We start from the raw sequence: 19,111 nt of genomic DNA on the forward strand, positions 1-19,111 counted from the left end.
CCAACGGCTACAACTCCTCCTCCCTGGACGCCGCGATCAGCGGCAGCGAGGACGGCGAGAGTGCCCTGCAGGACTTCATCGGCACCGAGGACCGGGCGCTGGAACTCGTCGAGGACTTCCACGCCCTGGCGCCGCTGATCGCCGAACTCGACGAACGCGATCGCCGGATCATCCACATGCGGTTCGTGGAGGAACTCACCCAGGCGCAGATCGGCGAGCACCTCGGCGTCTCCCAGATGCATGTCTCCCGCCTGCTGTCGCGTACCCTCGCCCGTCTGCGGGAAGGTCTGCTCACCCAGCACTGAACCGGACGACCTCCGGCGCCACGGGAAGCCCCGCCGCCCGCGCGGCGGGGCTTCCGTGCGCCCGACCGGCCCCGTCTTGTGAAGGCGTCGGACGGAACGTGGAGGATTCGGGCCCTTTTCGGAACAACGGGCGGGACCTGGGAGACTACGGGCATGGATATCGCTCGCAGGAACAATGTCACCGTCACCGGCAACCCGCAGGGGCGGCCGGTGGTGCTGGCGCACGGATTCGGCTGCGACCAGAACATGTGGCGGCTGACCCTGCCTGCGCTCACCGAGGACTACCGGGTGGTGCTCTTCGACTACGTCGGATCGGGCCGCTCGGACGCGACAGCCTTCTCGGAAGATCGTTACACCTCCCTGGAGGGCTACGCCCGGGACGTGACGGAGGTGTGCGAGGCGCTCGACCTGCGCGACGCGGTCTTCGTGGGCCACTCCGTCAGCGCGATGATCGGCGTACTGGCCGCCGACATGGCCCCGGAACGGATCGGGGCGCATGTGATGGTCGCTCCCTCCCCGCGGTACATCGACGACGACGGCTACCGCGGGGGCTTCAGCGCCGAGGACATCGAGGAGCTGCTGGCATCCCTGGAGGCGAACTACCTGGGCTGGTCGGCGGCCATGGCACCGGTGATCATGGGCAACGCGGACCGTCCCGAACTCGGCGAGGAACTCCGGAACAGCTTCTGCGCCACCGACCCCGACATGGCGCGCGTCTTCGCCCGCACCACGTTCCTCTCGGACTCACGGGACGACCTCAAGAAGGTCACCGTGCCGACCCTGGTGCTGGAGTGCACCCAGGACATGATCGCCCCCCGGGAGGTCGGAGCCTTCGTCCACCGGGCGATCCCCGGCTCGACGCTCGTCACGCTGGACGCGACCGGGCACTGCCCGCACCTGTCCGCGCCCGAAGCCACCAACGAGGCCATACGGGGTTTCCTGACGGACCTGCGATGATGTGCCGCAACGGGCAGCAGCCCGACCCGCACGGGACCGGCGACGAGCGCACCTCCGACGCGACCTTCGCCGCACTCCTGGAGGACAGCGCGGAAGAACTGTACGACCACGCGCCCTGCGGATACCTGTCCACGCTGATGGACGGCACCATCGCGAAGATCAACACCAGGCTGCTGGACTGGCTCGGCCTCCGGCGTGAGGCGGTGGTGGGCCGGATGCGGTTCACCGACCTGCTGACCGTGGGCAGCAGGCTGTACCACGAGACACACTTCGCGCCGCTGCTGCGGATGCAGGGCGAGATCAGCGGCATCGCCATGGAGGTCAGACAGGCCGGCGGCGGCCGGATGCCGGTGCTGGTCTCCTCCGCGGTCAAACACGGCAGCACCGGCGAGGCCCTGCTCATCCGCACCACCGTCTTCGACGCCCGGGACCGTCGCGCCTACGAGGAAGAACTCCTGCGCGGCCGGAAGGCGGCCGAAGAAGCACGCCGCCAGGCGGAGGCGGACCGGGCGCGGCTGCAGGACGCCCTCGCCGTGCTCCAGCAGTCACTGCTGCCCGACATCCTGCCGCCGGTCCCCGGCGTGGAGACGGCCGCCCACTACCACACCGCTCACCCCGACCGGCTCGGTGGCGACTTCTACGACGTCTTCCCCCTCGACGGAACACGCTTCGGCTTCTTCCTCGGCGACGTGTGCGGCAAGGGCCCCCAGGCCGCCGCGGTCACCTCACTGACCCGCTACACCCTGCGCGCCGCCGCCCTGCACGACCCCGAGCCCTTCTCCGCGCTGACCACCCTGAACAAGGTGCTCCACGAGCGCTACGCCGCCGGCGGGGATCCGCGCTACTGCACCGCCGTCTACGGCGTCCTCGAACCGGATCAGACGACCGGCGAGGTCACCGTCCGTCTCGCCTCCGGCGGGCACCCTCCAGCCATCGTCGTGCGCGCCGACGGTACGGCTGACTTCCTGCCCACGCCAGGGGGCCTGCTCGTCGGCATCCTGCCCTCCGCACCCTTCGTCTCGGCCACGACCGTGCTCGCCCCCGGAGACACCCTCCTGCTCTACACCGACGGCATCACCGAGGCCCGCACCGGCGACGACCGCACGGGCTTCTTCGGGGACGACGCCCTGCTCGCGTTCGTCGCCGGCCAGGCCGGCAAACCGCCGTCCGCCCTGATCGAGTCGCTCACCGGCCTGCTGAAGGACTTCGGAGACGGCCTCGACGACGACACCGCCCTGCTCGCCCTCGGCCCCCAAGCCCCCGATCCGCAGACAAGAAGCGACAGATGAGCCCACTGAAGATCACCGCCCGAGACGCTGCCACCGGTCCCGTTCTGGAAATCTTCGGCGAGCTCGACTTCTTCACGGCCGGCGAGCTGCGTGAGCTGATCCCCACGATCGCCCTCCAGCCCGGCCAGCGCCTCGTCCTGGATCTGAGCGGCATGGAGTTCTGCGACTCCAGCGGTCTCAGCGCGCTGATCGCCGCCCACAATCACGCTCACGCCGCACAGGCGGACATCGCCCTCGCGGCCGTACCCGCCCACACCCTGCGCACCATGCGGATCGTCGGACTCGACCAGATCTTCTCCATACACCCCGACATCGACTCCGCCACCCGTTCCTGACCGACTCCGCCAGCCGCTCCCGACCGTACGAAGCACCCGTGCCCGCGACGCCGGGCCGTCGTGCGGGCTGGTCCGCCGTTGTGCGGGCGGGTCCGCGACACCGGCCGCGGTCCGCTAGGCTCCCCTCGCTTCAAGATCGAACACTGAGCAGGGGGGTCCCATGAAGATACTCAGCGGGCTGGCGGCGCTGCTGGTCCTGGGCGCCGCGGCGCCGGCGGCGAGCGCGACGGAGTCGAAGAACCTCCAGGTCATGTCCTGGAACATGTGCGGCAGCCAGCGTGACACGTGGAACTGTGCCGGCACCGGTACACCGGACCAGAAGACGGACGTCGTCAAGTACCACGTCGACCACGACTACGTGCAGGCCGCGCTGCTCCAGGAGGTGTGCGAGGACGACCTCACCCTGCTGATGAGCAAGCTCGGCCCGGGGTGGAGCAAGAGCTTCGCGCCGTACAAGTGGTCGCAGGACGGTGTGACCTGGAACAGCAGATGCGGCAACGACGGTCCGGACGACCGCGCCGACCGGATCGGCACGGCCATCGTGATCAAGGCGGGGATGGCCGACGCCAAGTCCTACCCCCTCACCCAGCCGTGGACCGGCCTGAACCAGCCGTTCCAGTGCGCCACCGCGACCTGGTGGGACGTCAGGCTGTGCGCGGTCCACCTGTCGCGCCCGGGAGTCAATCCGGACCACCCGGACTGGGACTACCGCGACGACCAGCTCAAGGACATCAAGAACGTCACCTCGGGTTTCCCCAAGGTGGTCTTCGGCGGTGACTTCAACAGCCAGGCGCCGGACCAGCCGGGCAACGGCGACGCGTGGATCTGGCCCGCCGACCTGTACTCGAAGGGGCCCGGCACACCCGGCTACACGGAGTGCGACCAGGACGGCGCCTCCCGGACCGGCCGGCCCACGCACGACGGCGGATGGAAGATCGACTACGTCTTCAGCAGTGAGCCGCGACGATGGTGCGCGGTGGCCGACTCCGCCTTCTCCGACCATCACGTCATGATCGAGAGCGTGAGCGTCGCCTGACGGACGCACCCGCGGCGGGTCGCGCCCGCCGCGGGCTGCACGTGCCCGCCGGGCTGCATGTGCCCGCCGGGTTGTACGTGGCCGCCCGGCTGCACGTGCCCGCCGAGCTGTACGTACTCGCCTGTACCCGTCGCGGCGAGGGGGGCGAGGGGGGCGAGTAGGGGGTCGTACCCCGCTTCGAACTCCTCCGCGGAGATGACGTGACCCTGGGGAGCGAGGGGGCCGGCGGTCGCTTTCCACCGACCGCCGGCCCCCTCAAATACTGCGCGTCAGGCGCCCGGGCGCTTGGTCAGGTTCTTGCCGAAGAGGTGCAGGAGCTTGTCCTCGACGACCGGAGTGAGGGCCTTCACGTAGCCGTCCGCGAGGTGGCCGTAGTCGCGGTAGACCATCGTGTTGCCGACGACGACCGGGCAGTTGCCGGAGGGCGCGCACACCCAGTCGTAGGGGTCGACGGTCGTCACGCCCTCGGCTTTCGCGGCCGCCTTGATCGCCTTGGTGACGTCCGGCTTGGGGTCGGCCTCCGAGCGGTCGCGGGCGCAGGCGCTCAGATCGCTCGAATGCGCGGTCGCGCAGTCCACGGCGTTGTTCTTCGGCCACGGGGTGTCCAGGATGGTCATCACCCGCGTGCGGCCCCGCTGGAGCATCCGGTAGGTCTCCGCCTGTCCCTTGCCCCAGGCCGTCGCCATGTCGCCGTCGCCCCACAGCTTCGCCGAGTTGGAGCTGGAGGTGATGACGAGCTCGGGCTTCATCTTGCGGATCTTCTTGATGGTGACCTTGCGCCAGTCGTCACACGTCGAGTAGGGGCCCTTGTTGTACTCGATGGTGATCTGGGCGACCTTGCACGCGTTCTTGGTGAACGAGTAGAGCCGCCAGTGGTGCTGCTCGGCGATCGCGTCGAGCGCCGGGAACCACTGGGCGACGTGCGAGTCGCCGAACAGGACGACGCTGCGGTGCCCCTTCGGGTCGCCGTACAGGCACGGCTGGGTCTGCACCGTGCCGGTCATCGTCAGGGCGCAGCCGTCGGTGTACACCGCGGACCGCTTGTAGGCGGTGTCCCGCATGCTGGGCGAGAGGTTGGACGGCAGCTTGTCCACCTTCTGCTCCAGCAGCTCGGTCAGCGCCGCACGCGGGTCGGACGCCTTGGCGAGCGTCCCCTTGGTGCTCTGCCGGGCCACGCCCTCGGTCAGCTGCGGCGGGAACTGCGTGGCGACCACGGCGACGCAGGCGGCGACGGCCGAGAGGCCGAGGCCGAGCGCGAGAGCCCGGCCGGTCCGGGCCTTGAACGCGCGGTGGAAACGCATCGGGTTCTCGATGAGGTGCAGCGTCAGCCAGGCGAGCGGGATGCCGCACAGCGCGGCGATCAGGCGCAGCGGCCCGTCGTGCTCGCCGAAGCCAGCGGCGGCGGGGACGATCAGGATCAGCGGCCAGTGCCACAGGTACCAGGCGTACGACACGCCGCCGACCCAGACGGCCGGGCGCAGCGACAGCAGCGCGCCCGCGCCCCACTTTCCGCCCGCGGAGCCGCAGGCCAGCACGGCGGCGGCACCGAGGACGGGGACGACCGCGTTGTGGCCGGGGAAGCGGGTGCCCGCGTCGAAGACGACGGCGCCGTAGGCGATCGCGCCCAGGCCGGCCCAGCTGACGACCGCGGCGACCGGCCGCGGGATGTCGTCGAGACGGTCCGCCACCAGCGCGAGCAGCGCGCCGACCGCGAGCTCCCAGATACGGCCCTGCGAGCCGAAGTAGGCCCAGGACGGCGAGGTCTCGGTGAGCTGGAGGTTGACTGCGAAGGAGGCCGCGGCCAGGGCCAGCAGCGGCATCGCGAGCAGGGCCCGGCGCCGGAACAGCTTGAGGGCGACGATCAGGACGATCGGCCAGATCAGGTAGAACTGCTCCTCGACCGCCAGCGACCAGAAGTGCTGGAACGGCGAGGGCGGCACATCCGTGTTGAAGTAGTCGGTGCCGGCGTCGGCGAGCCGGAAGTTGACGACGTACCAGGCGGAGGCGATCGCGTCCTTGGCGTAGTCCGCGAAGCGCAGCGGGCCGAGGAAGAGCCAGGAGCCCGCCAGCGTCGCCATGACGACGAGCGTCGAGGCGGGCAGCAGACGCAGCGCGCGCCGGGCGTAGAAGCGGCCCAGCGCGATCTTGCCCTCACGGCGGTGCTCGCGGAGCATCAGTGACGTGATCAGGAAGCCGGAGATCACGAAGAAGACGTCCACGCCGATGTACCCGCCGGCGACCTGGGTCACCCCGGCGTGCGAGAGTGCCACCAGCGAGACGGCCACCGCGCGCAGGCCCTGGATGTCCAGCCGCAGACCCGCGTGAGCGGCCGACGGGGTCCGCCTGCCGGGCTCTCCGGGCGCGCCGTCGCGCGGTTTCGGTATGGATGCGGTCTCCCCGGACATGGGCCGCGGAGGGTTCGCGAGGCGGCGGTCGGACACCGTGAGGATCTCCTTGCTGGTGGGATTGGTCCGAGACGCCTCCACGCGCCTTCGGGAATGGCTCCGGTGGCGGGGCGCCGTGGGGTGGGGCGGCGCCGGTGGTCGTCCCGGAGCCGGACGATCGGACTGACCCTCTGGCGGGTCCGTGAACGATGACGTCGTCACACGCCGGCCTCGCGGACTCGTTCAGCCACGGCCGGGGGTCTCGCGGTGAACGTGCCGCGCAGGTCCGCGGAAAGCCGGGGGGTCCCTGTGCCCACCCCCTGCATCACGGGCCGTCCGCCGGTCCCGGCGGGCCTGCGGGTCGCCGACAGCTCCGCCGGGAGCCGTTCGTCCCCCCCAGAGTGAGCGGTCCTGGCCGTGTTCGTCGGGCTGTCGCTGCGGCGGAGGCTGACGGTGGTGGCGGGACGGGCGCGGGGGGCTGCGCCGCAGTGCCGCCGCCGTCGGGGTACCGCTCAGCAGGCGGGCGAGCGCGGCGGCCGGGAGGGCGGCCCTCACCGCCCCCGGGACGGGCAAGCGCCGTCGGAGCCCATGCTGCCCCACTCCCACACCCCGAATCCCTACTACCTGACTATCCGCAGAAATCTTTTGGTCGCCGCAGGTTAAAGATCCCGTAAGCCAACGATCAAGTTACGCATACCTGCCCAAGTAGGCGCTTCACGCGACGAACCGTGACACGCGGTGAACGTGAAGAAGACCTCACGACTTCCGTACAACCTTTGCCGACGTCGCACTCAGTGAACGACGTGAGGGGGACGGGGGTGGGCGAACGGTCCCGCGGCGGGCGCCTACGGCGGGCGTGTCGATGCGCGCCCGACCCGCTCCGACCTGGGGTCACGGACGACTCCGAGGTCATCGGGCGACGATGCGAACGGGGTCGCTGTGCATCCACGGGCGAACCGGGCCGACACGCCTCGAACCGCCGCGACGATCACCTTCCCGGCACCGAACGCGACCACGAGGTGACCAACGTCACCCCGGCTGCTCCGGGCTGTTCCTGATCGCGCGACCCAGGGCCGTGCGTGCCTCCTGGGCACGACGAGGGTAGAGGCAGGGGCGGGGGCAGGGGCAGAGGCGGGGGCAGGTGAGGCCCGGTGACGGCCAGGCAGAAGGTGCTCCAAGCTCGAAGGCCGTCGTCGGCCGTCGTCCGCCCACCGTTACCTCAGGGAGCTCCGGGGGCTTAAGCATGTGAGCACGGCGCCGCCCGGCGTACGGCGGATCGTCAAGGAGTGGACCGGATGTCTCGTCGTGGGCCTCGTCGCGTCGCCGTGTACGGAGCCGGCTCCTGGGGAACCGCGTTCTCCCTCGTCCTCGCCGACGCCGGATGCGAGGTCATGCTGTGGGGGCGCAGGCCGGCCTTGGTCGACGCCATCAACGAGACCGGCAGCAACCCGGACTACCTCCCGCAGGCGCAGTTACCGGCGAACGTGAGGGCGACGTCGGACCCGGCCGAGGCCGGGCGCGGCGCCGAGATCACGGTCCTCGCCGTCAGCGCCCAGAGCGCGCGCCCGCTGCTTCGGCGCTGGAAGGAGTTCCTGGAGCCCGGCACCGTGCTCGTGTCGCTCATGAAGGGGGTCGAGCTGGGGACGGGAAAGCTGATGAGCGAGGTCATCGCCGATGTGACCGGCGCCGGGGCGGGCCGGGTCGCAGTCGTGTCCGGTCCCAACCTTGCCGGTGAGATCGTTGCCAGGAGACCCGCCGCGAGCGTCGTGGCCTGCGCCGACGAAGACACGGCAGCCACCGTCCAGGCCGCCTGCCACACCTCCTGGTTCCGCCCCTACACGAACACCGACGTCATCGGCTGCGAACTCGGCGGCGCCGTCAAGAACGTCATCGCGCTGGCCGTCGGCGTCAGCGACGGCATGGAACTCGGCGACAACACCAAGGCGGCTCTGCTCACTCGCGGCCTCGCCGAGGCCACCCGGCTCGGCGCCGCGATGGGCGCCGACCCGCTCACCTTCGCCGGGCTGGCCGGCATGGGGGACCTCGTCGCGACGTGCTCGTCCACGCTGTCGCGGAACCACACCTTCGGCGCCTACCTGGGCAGGGGGCTGAGCCTCGACGAGGCCCGAGCGCGAACCACCCAGACCGCCGAGGGCGTGGCCTCCTGCCGGGCCATCAGCGCCCTCGGCCAGGGCCACGGGGTGGACATGCCCATCACGGCGACCGTGGTCGACATCGTCCACCACGGCCGGGACCCGAGGGACGCGCTGACGACCTTGATGTCGCGTGCCCCGGGGGCCGAGGCCGCGATGCCTGGACCGGTCCCGAGCGGAATCGTCTATTCCGGCACGATCGGGGGCAGCGGTTCGCGGGCTGCGTGCCAGGCAGGGGGGAGAGCGGCGACTCCCGTGCGTGCAGCGATCACCCCGCCCGCGATGGCGCACGTGGTGTCGATGTCACCGCGCCCGGCGACCGTGAACCACAGGCCCTCGTGAAGGTCGTCGAGGTGCCCCGCCGCGCACCACAGGGCGTAGGGGACGGTGTCGGGTCCGGACATCCGGTAGCCCGAGCCCAGGACCTCCGCGGCGTGCCGCACGGAGGTGTGCTCCGGCATCCGGGCCGCGACCCGTACTCCCGACCGGACGTCGCTGTCGGGGAGCCGTTCGGCGACCGCACGGAGGAAGTCCGGCCGTGTCGGGGCGTCCCCTCCCCGGCTGCGTGTCGCCAACGCCGCGGCGACGGCGACCGCCACCGCCGCGGTGACCGCCTCCGGGTGGTGGTGCGACACCATGCCCTGGCGTGCGGCCCCCTCGGCGACCGCGTCGAGATCGGCAGCGTGCCAGGCACCGAGCGGGGCGGCGCGCATCGCCGCGCCGTTGCCCCAGGAACCCTGGCCACCGAACTGTCCGGCGACCACGTCCCGCCAGGGCTCGCCCGCGCCGATGCGACGGAGCACGTCATGCATCGACGCACCGTAGCCGCGGTGCGTGTCGTCGGCGTAGGCGGCGGCGAAGCGCAGGGCGAGGCGGTCCTGGTCGATGGTGCCGTCGCCCTCGGCGAGTTCACGCACGACGACGAGCGCCTGGGCGGTGTCGTCGCTCCACCGCCACAGGGGCTCCGGTGGCAGCGTCCGCGCATCGAGGACCGCCAGACCTTCCCGGCGCAGGATGCCGAACCAGCGGTCACCGAACGCGTCACCGAAGGCGAGCCCGTTCAGCGAGTCCAGTGCGGCCGCAGGTACGTTGATCATCGGAGCAGTATCACAGCGCGTCGACGCACTGGCACACCCTTTTCGACCCGACCCGACGTGACCCGATGTGAACGCGGCCCGGACATGCGCGTAGGTCCGGGTACGGAGACGAGGGGAGGGGGCTTTCGCCCGCGTGCGGGCTCGTCACTCGAGGAGGCCGCGCCGCATGGCCTCTGCGACCGCGGCGGCTCGGTCGGAGACGTTCAGTTTCTCGTAGAGACGCTGCGTGTGCGTCTTCACGGTGCTGGTGCCGAGGAAGAGTTCCTGGGCGATCTGGGGGATGCTGAGGCCGCGAGCCATGCCGGTCAGTACCTGTCGTTCGCGTTCGCTCAGGGTGGGGGCGCTGTGGGTGCGTCGCGCGCGGATTTCTTCCGCGAGTCCGGCGGTGACCTCGGGAGGGACGACGGTCTTGCCCCGGGAGATGGCTCGGACGGCTTCCACGACTTCGGAGCGCTTGCTGTCCTTGGTGAGGAACCCCGAGGCCCCTTCTTCTATCGCGCGGTAGACGGAGGGACTGTCGGTGAACGCGGAGAGCAGGAGGACACGGGTCGGGGTGTGATCTCTCACCAGGGCGTGGAGGACGGCGATTCCGTCGAGGCCGGGCATGCGCATGTCCAGCACGGCGACGTCCGGTTCCTCGCGTCGGATGATGTCGAGCGCATCCCGGCCGTCCTCGGCCTCGGCCACCACATCGATGAATCCGCTGAGCTGCAGCGCACGTGAGATGCCTTCCCGGAACAAGGGGTGGTCGTCGGCGATGACCACTCTGATCCGGACGGGATTCGGCGTTGCCACGGCGATCGGACCTTTCGTCTGCGGGTGCTGTGGTGCGGGGTCGACCGGCAGATCCTCGATGGCTGCCTTCAAGCCTAGGTGAGCTTCGCCTCGGGGGCGTGTCCGGCCCGGCCGGCGGGGGAGGGCGCGGTCATGTGCGTGGCAGGACGGCCTCGACGGTGGTGCCGCCGTGGTCGTTCGTCCGCACGGTGAAGGTTCCTCCCATGCCTTCGACCCGTGCCCGGTGGGAGGCGATCCCGATGTGTCCGGATGCCAGGCTCCGGGTCAAGGCGTCGGGGGGCATCCCGATCCCGTCGTCGGAGATGGTCAGCCGCACGCCGTCCGGTTCGTGTTCCTCCAGGGTCACGGTGACGTTCTTCGCCTGGGCGTGTCTGACGGCGTTCTCCAGGATCTCCCGGGCCAGCCAGAACAGCGGCCGGTCCACGGCACCTGCGCCGGCGATGCCGGAACGGACCTGTACGCGGAATCTCCCGCGCTCGGACGCCTGCTGGGCCAGCTGTTCCAGCGCCGGCAGCAGTCCTCCGGAGACGAGGACTTCTGGGTGCAGGGTCCGTACCGACGAGCGGAGCTGCCGGCTCGCGGTGACGAGGGCTTCGTCGGCACGCTGCAGGGCGGCGTCGGCCGCTCCGGGAGTGGATGTCGCCTCATCGACGCAGTGCCTGGCTGCCAGGACGTTCTGCAGCGCTCCGTCATGCAGTACTTCGGCGATCTTCCGCTGTTCCCTCTCCTCCGCCGCCATGATGCGTTCCAGCAGCCACAACCGGTGTTCCGCCAGCTCCCGGATCGCTCTCACGCGGTGCTGCTGGACGTCCGAGAGAAGGACACATCCCGCGCAGACCACCAGGATGAACAGCGTGTGGACGAAGGTGAAGTGCCAGTACGGCTGCTGCAGATGCCCCAGGCCGGTGCCTGTGGCGTAGCTCGCCGCGGCCAGCACTCCCGATGCCGCGGTGAGACCCGGCCGCATCTGGAACGAGGCGAGGACGGGTATGAACAGGAAGATGTCGGCCGAAAGCGGCGAGCTCCAGTTCGGGTCGGAGAAGTTCCCGGAGACCGCCATCAGCGCGGTGAGCAAGGTCAGGTCGACGAGGGGGTACACCCAGCCCGGCAACGGCCTGTGTGATCTCCAGGCCGCCCACAGCGTCCGGAAGGTCCAGGCCGTGTAGGCCGCGGCCAGCACCACGGACAGCGGCAGCTGCTCCGACGGCGGGAAGACCGCCAGGTCCGCCGTGAACGCGATGACGATGGCGATCCGGAGCATCGCCTGCCACCGGAACGCCCGCTGCACGTGCAGTGCAGGCATCTCAGCCGCGTCTGCGTCTGCGTCTGCGGCTGCCCCTACGTCTGCGACGGCGCCTGCGTCTGCGACGGTGCCTGCGTCTACGACCGCGTCTGCGTCTGTGTCTGCGACTGCGCGCTCGGACGGGCGGTCTTCGGCGGGTTCGAACGCGTCCGAAGGTGTCATGTGATCCTCTTCCCGGCCGCCGCGTTGCATCCCCCTTCACGGACAAGACAGGCGCGCCCGGCGAACTGCTTTCTTCTCCTGGGAGGGACATCGCCGACGGTGCCGGGTGCTTCACCATCCGGATGACCATTTTATGCCGCTGGAGGTTCCCAGGGCGGTGGGTGCCGAGGTGGAGGCGGAGGCGCCGGTACGGCGATGAGCTGAGGAGCCGAGAGGCCGAGATGGCAAACGGGATCACGCAGGGCGGTACACAGGAGTGACCTCTGAGGAGCCCGGCACCTCACACACGGCGAGCTGTGTGAGGTGCCGGCCTTCGTCCGTCAGACCGGGGTCACCGGTGTCTGGAGTTCGGTCACCCAGGCGTCGCGGTCCTGGGGGCACTCCAGGTTGATCTCGCGCGGGTGTCCCGTGGGCCGGTATCCGCTGGTGTCGATCCAGCGGGCGAGTGTCTGGGCGGTGGACAGCACGGTGTCCATCGAACCGCGGTGCACGATGGTCGCGGCCGTTTCGAGCTGGGGCAGGTCGTGGATGCGCACGGTGGCCTCCTGGAGCGGGGCGCTGACCTGGACTCCGGCGTGGACGGTGATGCGTCCCTCGCCCTCGGGGGCGTCCTCGTAGTAGGCGATGCCGGGGCCGGTGGGGGTGATCCCTGCGGCCTCCAGGCGTCGGAACAGTTCGTCGTAGAGCGGTGTGATGACGGGGCCGATGTCGGCGGGGTCGAAACTCGCGGCGGTCGCGGTCAGCTCGGCCACGCGGACGGCGGGGACGTGTTTGAGGACGACGTCGTCGGTGGGCATGTGCCCCTCGCTTTCGATCGCTCGGAGTCTGGCCTCGACCTGCCCCAGTCGTGTCCGCGCGACCGTGACGGCGGCTTCCAGCTCGGCCCGCCGCAGCCGGAGCATGCCGCGCAGCTCCTCGGTGCTGGCCTTCGCGTCCACGATGTGGCCGACCTGCTGAAGGGTGAAGCCGAGGTCTTTGAGCGCGATGATCCGGTTCAGGCGGGCGAGTTGCGCGGCGGTGTAATGGCGGTAGCCGCTGGCGGGGTCGACGTGGGCCGGGCGCAGCAGTCCGGTGGCGTCGTAATGACGCAGCATCCGTACCGAGACACGGCCGTGCCGGGCGAAGTCTCCGATGGTGAACATGATGTCTCCGAGCTGACCGTCTGACACGGTGTGAGGGTCAAGACGCTACTCGGCGGCCCCCGGCGGGGAACTCGGTGGCGGGCCGGCGACGACGACCCGGATGCGCTCGGCGGGGACGGCCGGCACGGCGGAGACCGGGGGCGGGGCGAACTGCTCCGTCATGGGTCTCCTGCGCTCACGCGATGTTTCTGACATCGGAAACGCTACGTTGCTTTCTAGTGCACGGCAACGCACTCGTTGCATCCAAACGGAATATGGGCACTTCAGAGCGCTGATGCTGTTACGCCGGGAGGGGAAAGAATGCAACGGTGGTCGTTCCGATCTTTGCAACGGTGGAGAGTGAACGCTACGCTGCCGAAGGTCAGGATCCAGCACGGCGGATGACCGAGGGGAATCGCGATGCCAGGAGGCAGGCTCACTCAGCAGGAGCGCCAGCAGATCGCGCTGGGGCTGGCCGACAGCCTCCCCTATGCCGAGATCGCCCGACGCCTGGACCGTCCGACGTCGACGGTGACGCGGGAGGTGATGCGCAACGGCGGCCCCACCGCCTACCGCGCGGACCTGGCCCATCGAGCCACCGAACGCCGCGCTCACCGACGTAGGCCCGCTTCCCCGCACGGACCGGCCTCGGCCCCCCAGTCGCACGGCCGCGATGCCGAGGCGGTGGCCGAGTACGAGGAGACGCTCACCACCGTCCTCATGGCCACGGGCCTGCCCAAGATGATGGCCCGCGTGCTGACCTGTCTGTTCACCACCGACGCGGGCAGCCTCACCGCGGCCCAGCTCGCCCAGCGCCTCCAGGTCAGCCCGGCGTCCATCTCCAAGGCGATCACCTACCTGGAGAGCCAGAGCCTCGTCCGCAGGGAACGCGACGAACGCCGCCGTGATCGCTACGTCGTCGACAACGAACTCTTCTACCAGGCGACGATCGCCAGTGCCCGGTCCAACGACCAGCTCGTCCAGACCGCGCGCCAGGGCGTCATGGTCCTCGGCCCGCAGACCCCTGCCGCGACCCGCCTTGAGAACATCGCCCGCTTCCTGGACTTCATCAGCGAAAGCATCACCCGCGCCGCCGAACAGGCCCGCGAAGTCCTCCACGCCCAACCGGGGCCGACCCCGGATGACACCGTCACCGACTCCGCAGACCGCACCGACGTCGAACGGCCGTAACGGGAGAAGTCGGCTGTCACGGGGGGTTGGCCGCCATTCGGCAGGCGCCCGTCGCGGCGCCACCCGCCACACCGGCCTGGGTGAGGGCGTTCACACATCCCCGCAGGTCGTTGTGCACACCTCGGGTGCATGCCGCTGTGACATCGTCCGAGACGTTGACGCCCGCCTGCTGGACCATGTTCGTACAGGCGGGGATGTCCGCCGAGGCAGCGGAAGCGGTGAGGGCGACGCCGCCCAGGGCGAGGGCTGCCCCGGTCAGGACGCCACAGGCGCGGGAGAGGATTCGGACCGGCATACGCATGAAAAGCACCTGCTCTTCGGGGTGTGACAGAAGAACACGGATCAAGGGCGCCGGGCGGCGGACGCGACCGGTACGGGCCGCGAAGCCATCGTTCTCCCCGGCCGCCGTAGCCTCGACGGAACCACCCCTCCTCTGTCCGACGCTAGAACAGCCCACCGCCCTGTGCACGTCCGACCCGGAGGCCGGCGGCCGGTGGAGAAGCCCGGCCCGCCGCTACGCGCCCTTGCGCTGTGACAGCGCCGATGGCAGAGGCGACACTGCCGACCGAGATCGTGTGGGCTCCCCGACGACCTAGAGTGCGTGTTCATGACGAGGACTTCGGGGAGGTCACCGCTGTTACGTGACCAGCGGTTCGTACTGCTCGCTTCCGCCCGGACCATCTCGGTGCTGGGCAACGGGTTCGCTCGGGTGGCCCTCGCCTTCGCCGTACTGACTCTCCCGGGCTCCAGCCCCGGGAAGCTCTCGCTGGTACTCGCCTGTCAGTCCCTGCCTCAGCTGCTGTTCATTCTGGCCGGCGGTGTGATCGCCGACCGGATGTCACGGTCCCGGCTCATGGTCGTCGCCGATGCCGTGGGAGCACTGGCTTACGCGGGGCTGGCCGCGATGGCCCTGTCCGGCCACGCACCGTGGGCGCTGATGTGCGTGCTGGCGGTGGCAGCGGGGCTGGCGACGGCCCTGTTCACGCCGGCGATGGACGGTGTCGTGCCGCTCGTGGTCCCCGCGGACCGGTTGCAGCAGGCGAACGGCCTCCTGCGTATGAGCACGAACACCTGCCTCTTCCTCGGTCTGGCGCTGTCGGGCGTGATCGTCGCGTGGATCGGTGCGGGTTGGGCCTTGGCTCTGAACGCGGTCTCGTTCGTGGTCAGCGCGGTACTGACGGGCCGCCTGCGGCTGCCCGCGCGACCGGCCAGGACATCCTCGTTGTGGGCGGACCTGCGCGAGGGCTGGCGGGAATTCGCCTCCCGGCAGTGGCTGTGGGTGGTGGTCGCCCAGTGCACGGCCGTGGTCGCGGTCTTCAGCGCGACCCTCGGGGTTCTGGGACCGCTGGAGGCTCAACGGCATCTGGGCGGGGCCCGCTCGTGGTCGGTCATCGTGGCCGCGCAGGCGTTGGGAGCCATCGCCGGGGCCGGGCTCGCCGTGCGGGTCCGTGCCGGCAGGCCGGTCCTGGTCGCGGTCATCGCCACGTTCCCGGCAGCTCTGCCCATGGTGTTCCTGAGCCTCTCGGCACCGGTCTGGCTGATCGCCGCCTCCATGTTCTGCGCGGGTGTGGCGAGCGACGTCTTCAACGTCCTGTGGGTCAGCACCCTGCAACGGGAGATTCCCGAGCAGGTCCTTTCCCGCGTCAGCTCCTACGACGCCCTCGGCTCGCTGGCCTTCGCACCGCTCGGTCTGCTTGCCGCCGGTCCCGTGGCGCAAGGTATGGGCTCGGGTACCGCTCTGGCCGGCTGCGCGACCGTCGTGGTGCTCGCCACCCTTGCTGCTCTGGCGTCCCCGCAGGTGCGCGCGCTCCCGTGCACCGCGTCCCCGCTGCCGGGGTCGACGGCCGGCGGAGGCGGTCAGCAGAGTGAAGAGGCCGACCCCGCCGATTCTGCGCCGGTCACCCGCCCCGTTCCTCCGAGGCCGGGCGCGCGGTGACGCTGCCGGTGATCACGCAGTTGGCGTCGTAGGGGCGGCACGGAGCCGGTGGCGAGGGTGACGGGACGGCGCCCGTCCGCTCGAGCTCGCGCATCTCCGGAAGCACGCGATGGATGCCGTCGGTGCGTACCCCGGCCGACAGGCCGTCGGTGCGGCACTGGAAGCGGTCCTGCGGCCGAGCCTCGTGCAGCCGCGGGACTTCCGCTGAGCGGCGGGGCGGTTGCGTCTCGCTCGGAGAGTTCACCCCGTCATCGGCTACCGAGGGACAGGGTGTCCGGCGCGCTGCGCCAGGAGGGCCACCCTCTTCTCCGCCGCGGTCCGGACCAGGTAGGTCCCGAAGAACTCTCCGCTGCTGTTGTAGACCTCGAAACGGTCGGCGATCTGCTGTATGCGAAGGCCGTCCGGGCTGTGAGCGGGAGCGTGCTGAGTCGTCATGGTTCCGATCCCTCTTCCCGTACTCCGGTGCTCCGGTTCTCAGGTGCTCCGGTTCTCGCGTGCTCCGGCCGAGGCGGGGAGGTGTGCTCCGGAGCCTGTGGCCGGCGCCTGCTCACAGTCTGGAGGGGTTCCCGGGCTCGTCCGGTCAGCCGACCGGGGGAGAGCGCGGGGGATGGCGCCGTGGACGGCGGAGCGCAGTACACGAAGGGGTCGGATGCGCCCGGCCGGCCGGGCCCGGGGATTCGGCCTCGTCCGCGGAGACGGAGTTCCGGGAAGAGCATCACGGCCCGGCCGGCCGAGGGTCAGTCCTCGTACAGGCCGACGCCCTCACCGGCCGCCGCCCGCATCAGGACGTCGGCCAGCTCCAGCGGGGTGGAGAGCATCGGGTAATGGCCGGTGGCCAGTTCGAAGAAGGTGACTTCCGGCTGGGCGAGTTTGGCGAACCTCGGCAGGCCGGTGCCGTGGAGGGTGCGGGCGAACTCCAAGCTGAGGCCGTTCGCCAGGCAGAACACCCCGGTGGTGGGGAGTTCGCGCCAGGCGCCGGTCAGCTCGATCGGCTCGGTGACGGTCCGCACGGGGTGCGGGGTGGCCAGGCGGCGGTAGCGCTCCAGCTCCTCGGGCGGGACGGCGTGTACCGCCGGGATCTCCCCGGGCACCGGGATGACGCCGTCCGTGACGTGGTCCAGCAGGCCGAGCTGCGGCATCTGCGCGACCACCGACTCACCCGGCTCCGGGAAGCCGGTGTCCACGAACACCACCCGGGCGACCTGGCCGGGGCGCCGGTCGGCTGCCGCGAGGGCGGGGAAGATGCCGTAGCTGTGCGCCACCAGCACGACCCCGGGACCCTCCGCGTCGAGCAGCCCCGCCACGGCGTCGGTGTGCGCGCCCAGCCCGATGTCCGCGGGATCCTCTCCCGCCCGCTCGGCCAAGCCGGGCAAGGTGACCGGAAGCGCCCGATGCCCTTGCGCCGACAGTTCGGCGGCCACCGCCGCCCAGGCCCAGCCACCCATGAAAAGCCCAGGGACCAGCAGAAACGTCGTCATGACAGACCTCTTTCGCAGCATTACCCATGCGGTCGGACAGGACGGTAGGACCTACCCCTGGGGGAGATTCCAGCCGGCCGTCACCGCCGCGCGCACCCGGCAAGATCAAGATCTGTCACCGCGACTGATCAGCGTGCGGTCCTTCGGCGAGAACGTGAGGACGGCCGTTCCGTGCTGTGGAGAACTGGATGCGCGGCGAGGCGCCCCGCGGGGCTCCGGGGAGCTGGATGGGTGGCGGGCGGGTAGGGGCTCCGGGCAGCTGGGCGCTGCGGCGAGCCCCTGGGCGCTGAGAGGGAGTCCGTCCTCGTGGCGCGCCCATGGGGATTCAGGGGGAGTCGGTCGCGTGGCGCGCCCGTGGGGATTCAGAGGGAGTCGGTCGCGTGGCGCGCACGTGGGGACTCGGCCGGAGCCGGACGCGCGGCTAGCCCGTGGGGGCTTCGGGGGAGCCGGACCCGTGGCGAGCCGGTGACGTGCGGATCAGCCGCCCTGACCGGCGCTTCCGATCGGGCCGACCTCCACCGGGGAGCCCGTACCGTCCGTGACGGGCAGCGTGTCCGCGCCCGGCCAGGCGAGGGTGACCGACTTCGTCTCGTCCGGCGGCGTCACCACCAGCCCCGTGATCCGGACCCCGGAGCCGCCCGAGTCGTTGACCGGGTAGTGGACCCCGAACGCCACCGACTGCCCGTTCCTGAGGACGGTGGAGCCGGCCTTCTCTCCCGTGCGCTTCGCGGACAGCGGTCCCGAAGTGGTCTTCAGGTCGACGCCCGCGTACCCGGAGAGTGTGCAGTCGTAGCCGCTGTGGTTCTTCAGCTGCACGGCGACGGTCCGATCGGTGTCGCCGCCGATGGTGGCGTCCAGCGCCGTGATCTCCAGCCCGTCGGTGCGGCACTTGCCGGCCCTGCCGGTGGCGGTGCCGCCGCCGTCGGAGCCGGTCCCGGCAGACGTGTTCCGCCCGCCGGTGCTCTTCCCGGCGGACGCGTCCTGTCCGCCGGAGCTCTGGCCCGTGGTGGCCGCGCCCGCGGAGCTCGCCCCGCCGCTCTGATCCGAACCGCCCGAGCCCGAACCGCCGCTCGGCGACGACACGGTGGACGCGGACGACGGGGTGCTCTGTGCCGCCTTGCCGTCGTCGTCGCTCTGGCAGGCCGTGAGCGAGAGTCCCGCGACAACGGTCAGGGCCGCGAGAGTGAGCTTGTGAGTGCGCATCGTTTCGTCCTCGGTGTCGGTCGGGGGAGCCGGCCCGTCGGTACGAGTCGGTCCGAGCGAGCTCTTTCGCCCCCCAAGAGCCGCCCGCCCGACCGGACGTTCCGCCCAACCACCCGCCAAGACATGCCTGTTACATGCACGGACAGACGCAGGCGCGTACCACCGCCACAACCGGACACCCGCCACCACCAGGCACGCCCCGCCCGCACCCACCCCTCCCGCGCCCCTTCCACGGCGTGGAGACGGGCGCCGAACGCCCTGTCCTGCACCGGCTGGGGTACGCCGCCGGTCGGTCGGCGGGCCCGCCGGAAGGCGGCCTGCGCTACCGTTCCGATCCCGCTCACCGCCGCCGTCCCGCTGGGACAG

General features: G+C 70.7%; 16 protein-coding genes and 1 pseudogene. 8 read left to right on the forward strand and 9 right to left on the reverse strand.

The features are described 5' to 3' along the window. The 5 genes from GT045_RS10750 to GT045_RS10770 all read left to right on the forward strand — a co-directional run. Positions 1-305: sigma-70 family RNA polymerase sigma factor (locus GT045_RS10750; RefSeq protein ID WP_161298483.1), on the forward strand; the 305-nt coding region annotated here is incomplete at its 5' end. Between the two features lie 153 nt (positions 306-458). Next, positions 459-1,262 carry an alpha/beta hydrolase gene (locus tag GT045_RS10755; RefSeq protein WP_161334012.1) on the forward strand — a complete coding sequence of 268 codons (804 nt, stop codon included), beginning with the start codon at positions 459-461 and terminating at the stop codon, positions 1,260-1,262. After that, on the forward strand, positions 1,262-2,551 hold the full coding sequence (locus GT045_RS10760) for a SpoIIE family protein phosphatase (RefSeq protein ID WP_161334029.1): 1,290 nt from the start codon (positions 1,262-1,264) through the stop codon (positions 2,549-2,551). Before GT045_RS10755 ends, GT045_RS10760 begins: the two co-directional genes overlap by 1 nt. Further along, complete coding sequence (locus GT045_RS10765) at positions 2,548-2,886, forward strand: STAS domain-containing protein (protein WP_161292891.1); 339 nt, start codon at positions 2,548-2,550, stop codon at positions 2,884-2,886. The genes GT045_RS10760 and GT045_RS10765 overlap by 4 nt, the downstream gene beginning before the upstream one ends. A gap of 160 nt (positions 2,887-3,046) precedes the next feature. Then, positions 3,047-3,922 carry an endonuclease/exonuclease/phosphatase family protein gene (locus GT045_RS10770; protein WP_237538500.1) on the forward strand — a complete coding sequence of 292 codons (876 nt, stop codon included), beginning with the start codon at positions 3,047-3,049 and terminating at the stop codon, positions 3,920-3,922. A gap of 269 nt (positions 3,923-4,191) precedes the next feature. On the opposite strand, the gene GT045_RS10780 is transcribed toward GT045_RS10770, so the two are convergent. Beyond that, positions 4,192-6,327, reverse strand: coding sequence for an acyltransferase family protein (locus GT045_RS10780; protein WP_161334013.1), 2,136 nt, complete (start codon positions 6,325-6,327; stop codon positions 4,192-4,194). Positions 6,328-7,601: 1,274 nt separating this feature from the next. On the opposite strand from GT045_RS10780, the pseudogene GT045_RS10785 reads away from it, so the two are divergent. Continuing rightward, positions 7,602-8,597 (forward strand): annotated as a pseudogene (locus GT045_RS10785) (NAD(P)H-dependent glycerol-3-phosphate dehydrogenase); the annotation flags it as partial. Positions 8,598-8,644: 47 nt separating this feature from the next. On the opposite strand, the gene GT045_RS10790 reads toward GT045_RS10785, so the two are convergent. The 4 genes from GT045_RS10790 to GT045_RS10805 form a co-directional block, all read right to left on the reverse strand. After that, positions 8,645-9,556, reverse strand: a complete 912-nt coding sequence (locus GT045_RS10790; protein WP_161334014.1) for an ADP-ribosylglycohydrolase family protein — start codon at positions 9,554-9,556, stop codon at positions 8,645-8,647. A gap of 144 nt (positions 9,557-9,700) precedes the next feature. After that, positions 9,701-10,351 carry a response regulator transcription factor gene (locus tag GT045_RS10795; RefSeq protein ID WP_345942607.1) on the reverse strand — a complete coding sequence of 217 codons (651 nt, stop codon included), beginning with the start codon at positions 10,349-10,351 and terminating at the stop codon, positions 9,701-9,703. A gap of 130 nt (positions 10,352-10,481) precedes the next feature. After that, complete coding sequence (locus GT045_RS10800) at positions 10,482-11,654, reverse strand: ATP-binding protein (RefSeq protein ID WP_161289074.1); 1,173 nt, start codon at positions 11,652-11,654, stop codon at positions 10,482-10,484. A 482-nt stretch (positions 11,655-12,136) separates the two neighbouring features. Further along, positions 12,137-12,958, reverse strand: a complete 822-nt coding sequence (locus GT045_RS10805) for a MerR family transcriptional regulator (protein ID WP_161289072.1) — start codon at positions 12,956-12,958, stop codon at positions 12,137-12,139. A gap of 399 nt (positions 12,959-13,357) precedes the next feature. On the opposite strand from GT045_RS10805, the gene GT045_RS10810 reads away from it, so the two are divergent. Then, the gene (locus tag GT045_RS10810) at positions 13,358-14,128 is read left to right on the forward strand and encodes a helix-turn-helix domain-containing protein (RefSeq protein ID WP_161334015.1); all 771 of its coding nucleotides are present in this window, start codon (positions 13,358-13,360) and stop codon (positions 14,126-14,128) included. Between the two features lie 16 nt (positions 14,129-14,144). Here GT045_RS10810 and GT045_RS10815 read toward each other — a convergent pair whose 3' ends face one another. After that, complete coding sequence (locus tag GT045_RS10815; RefSeq protein ID WP_237538501.1) at positions 14,145-14,429, reverse strand: hypothetical protein; 285 nt, start codon at positions 14,427-14,429, stop codon at positions 14,145-14,147. Between the two features lie 306 nt (positions 14,430-14,735). Between GT045_RS10815 and GT045_RS10820 the strand changes: the two genes are divergently transcribed. After that, positions 14,736-16,064 (forward strand): MFS transporter, encoded by a 1,329-nt coding sequence (locus GT045_RS10820; protein ID WP_161334016.1) that lies wholly within the window; start codon positions 14,736-14,738, stop codon positions 16,062-16,064. 255 nt (positions 16,065-16,319) lie between these two features. Here GT045_RS10820 and GT045_RS10825 read toward each other — a convergent pair whose 3' ends face one another. The 3 genes from GT045_RS10825 to GT045_RS10835 all read right to left on the reverse strand — a co-directional run bounded on the left by GT045_RS10825 (position 16,320) and on the right by GT045_RS10835 (position 18,745). Next, positions 16,320-16,499 (reverse strand): hypothetical protein, encoded by a 180-nt coding sequence (locus GT045_RS10825; RefSeq protein WP_161334017.1) that lies wholly within the window; start codon positions 16,497-16,499, stop codon positions 16,320-16,322. Between the two features lie 302 nt (positions 16,500-16,801). Continuing rightward, a complete protein-coding gene (locus tag GT045_RS10830; RefSeq protein ID WP_161334018.1) occupies positions 16,802-17,542 on the reverse strand; it encodes an alpha/beta hydrolase in 741 nt (246 codons plus the stop codon). Between the two features lie 477 nt (positions 17,543-18,019). Next, positions 18,020-18,745 carry a DUF4232 domain-containing protein gene (locus GT045_RS10835; RefSeq protein WP_161334019.1) on the reverse strand — a complete coding sequence of 242 codons (726 nt, stop codon included), beginning with the start codon at positions 18,743-18,745 and terminating at the stop codon, positions 18,020-18,022. Between the last annotated feature and the right edge of the window lie 366 nt (positions 18,746-19,111).

This window comes from Streptomyces sp. SID486, assembly GCF_009865385.1.
Taxonomy (GTDB): domain Bacteria; phylum Actinomycetota; class Actinomycetes; order Streptomycetales; family Streptomycetaceae; genus Streptomyces.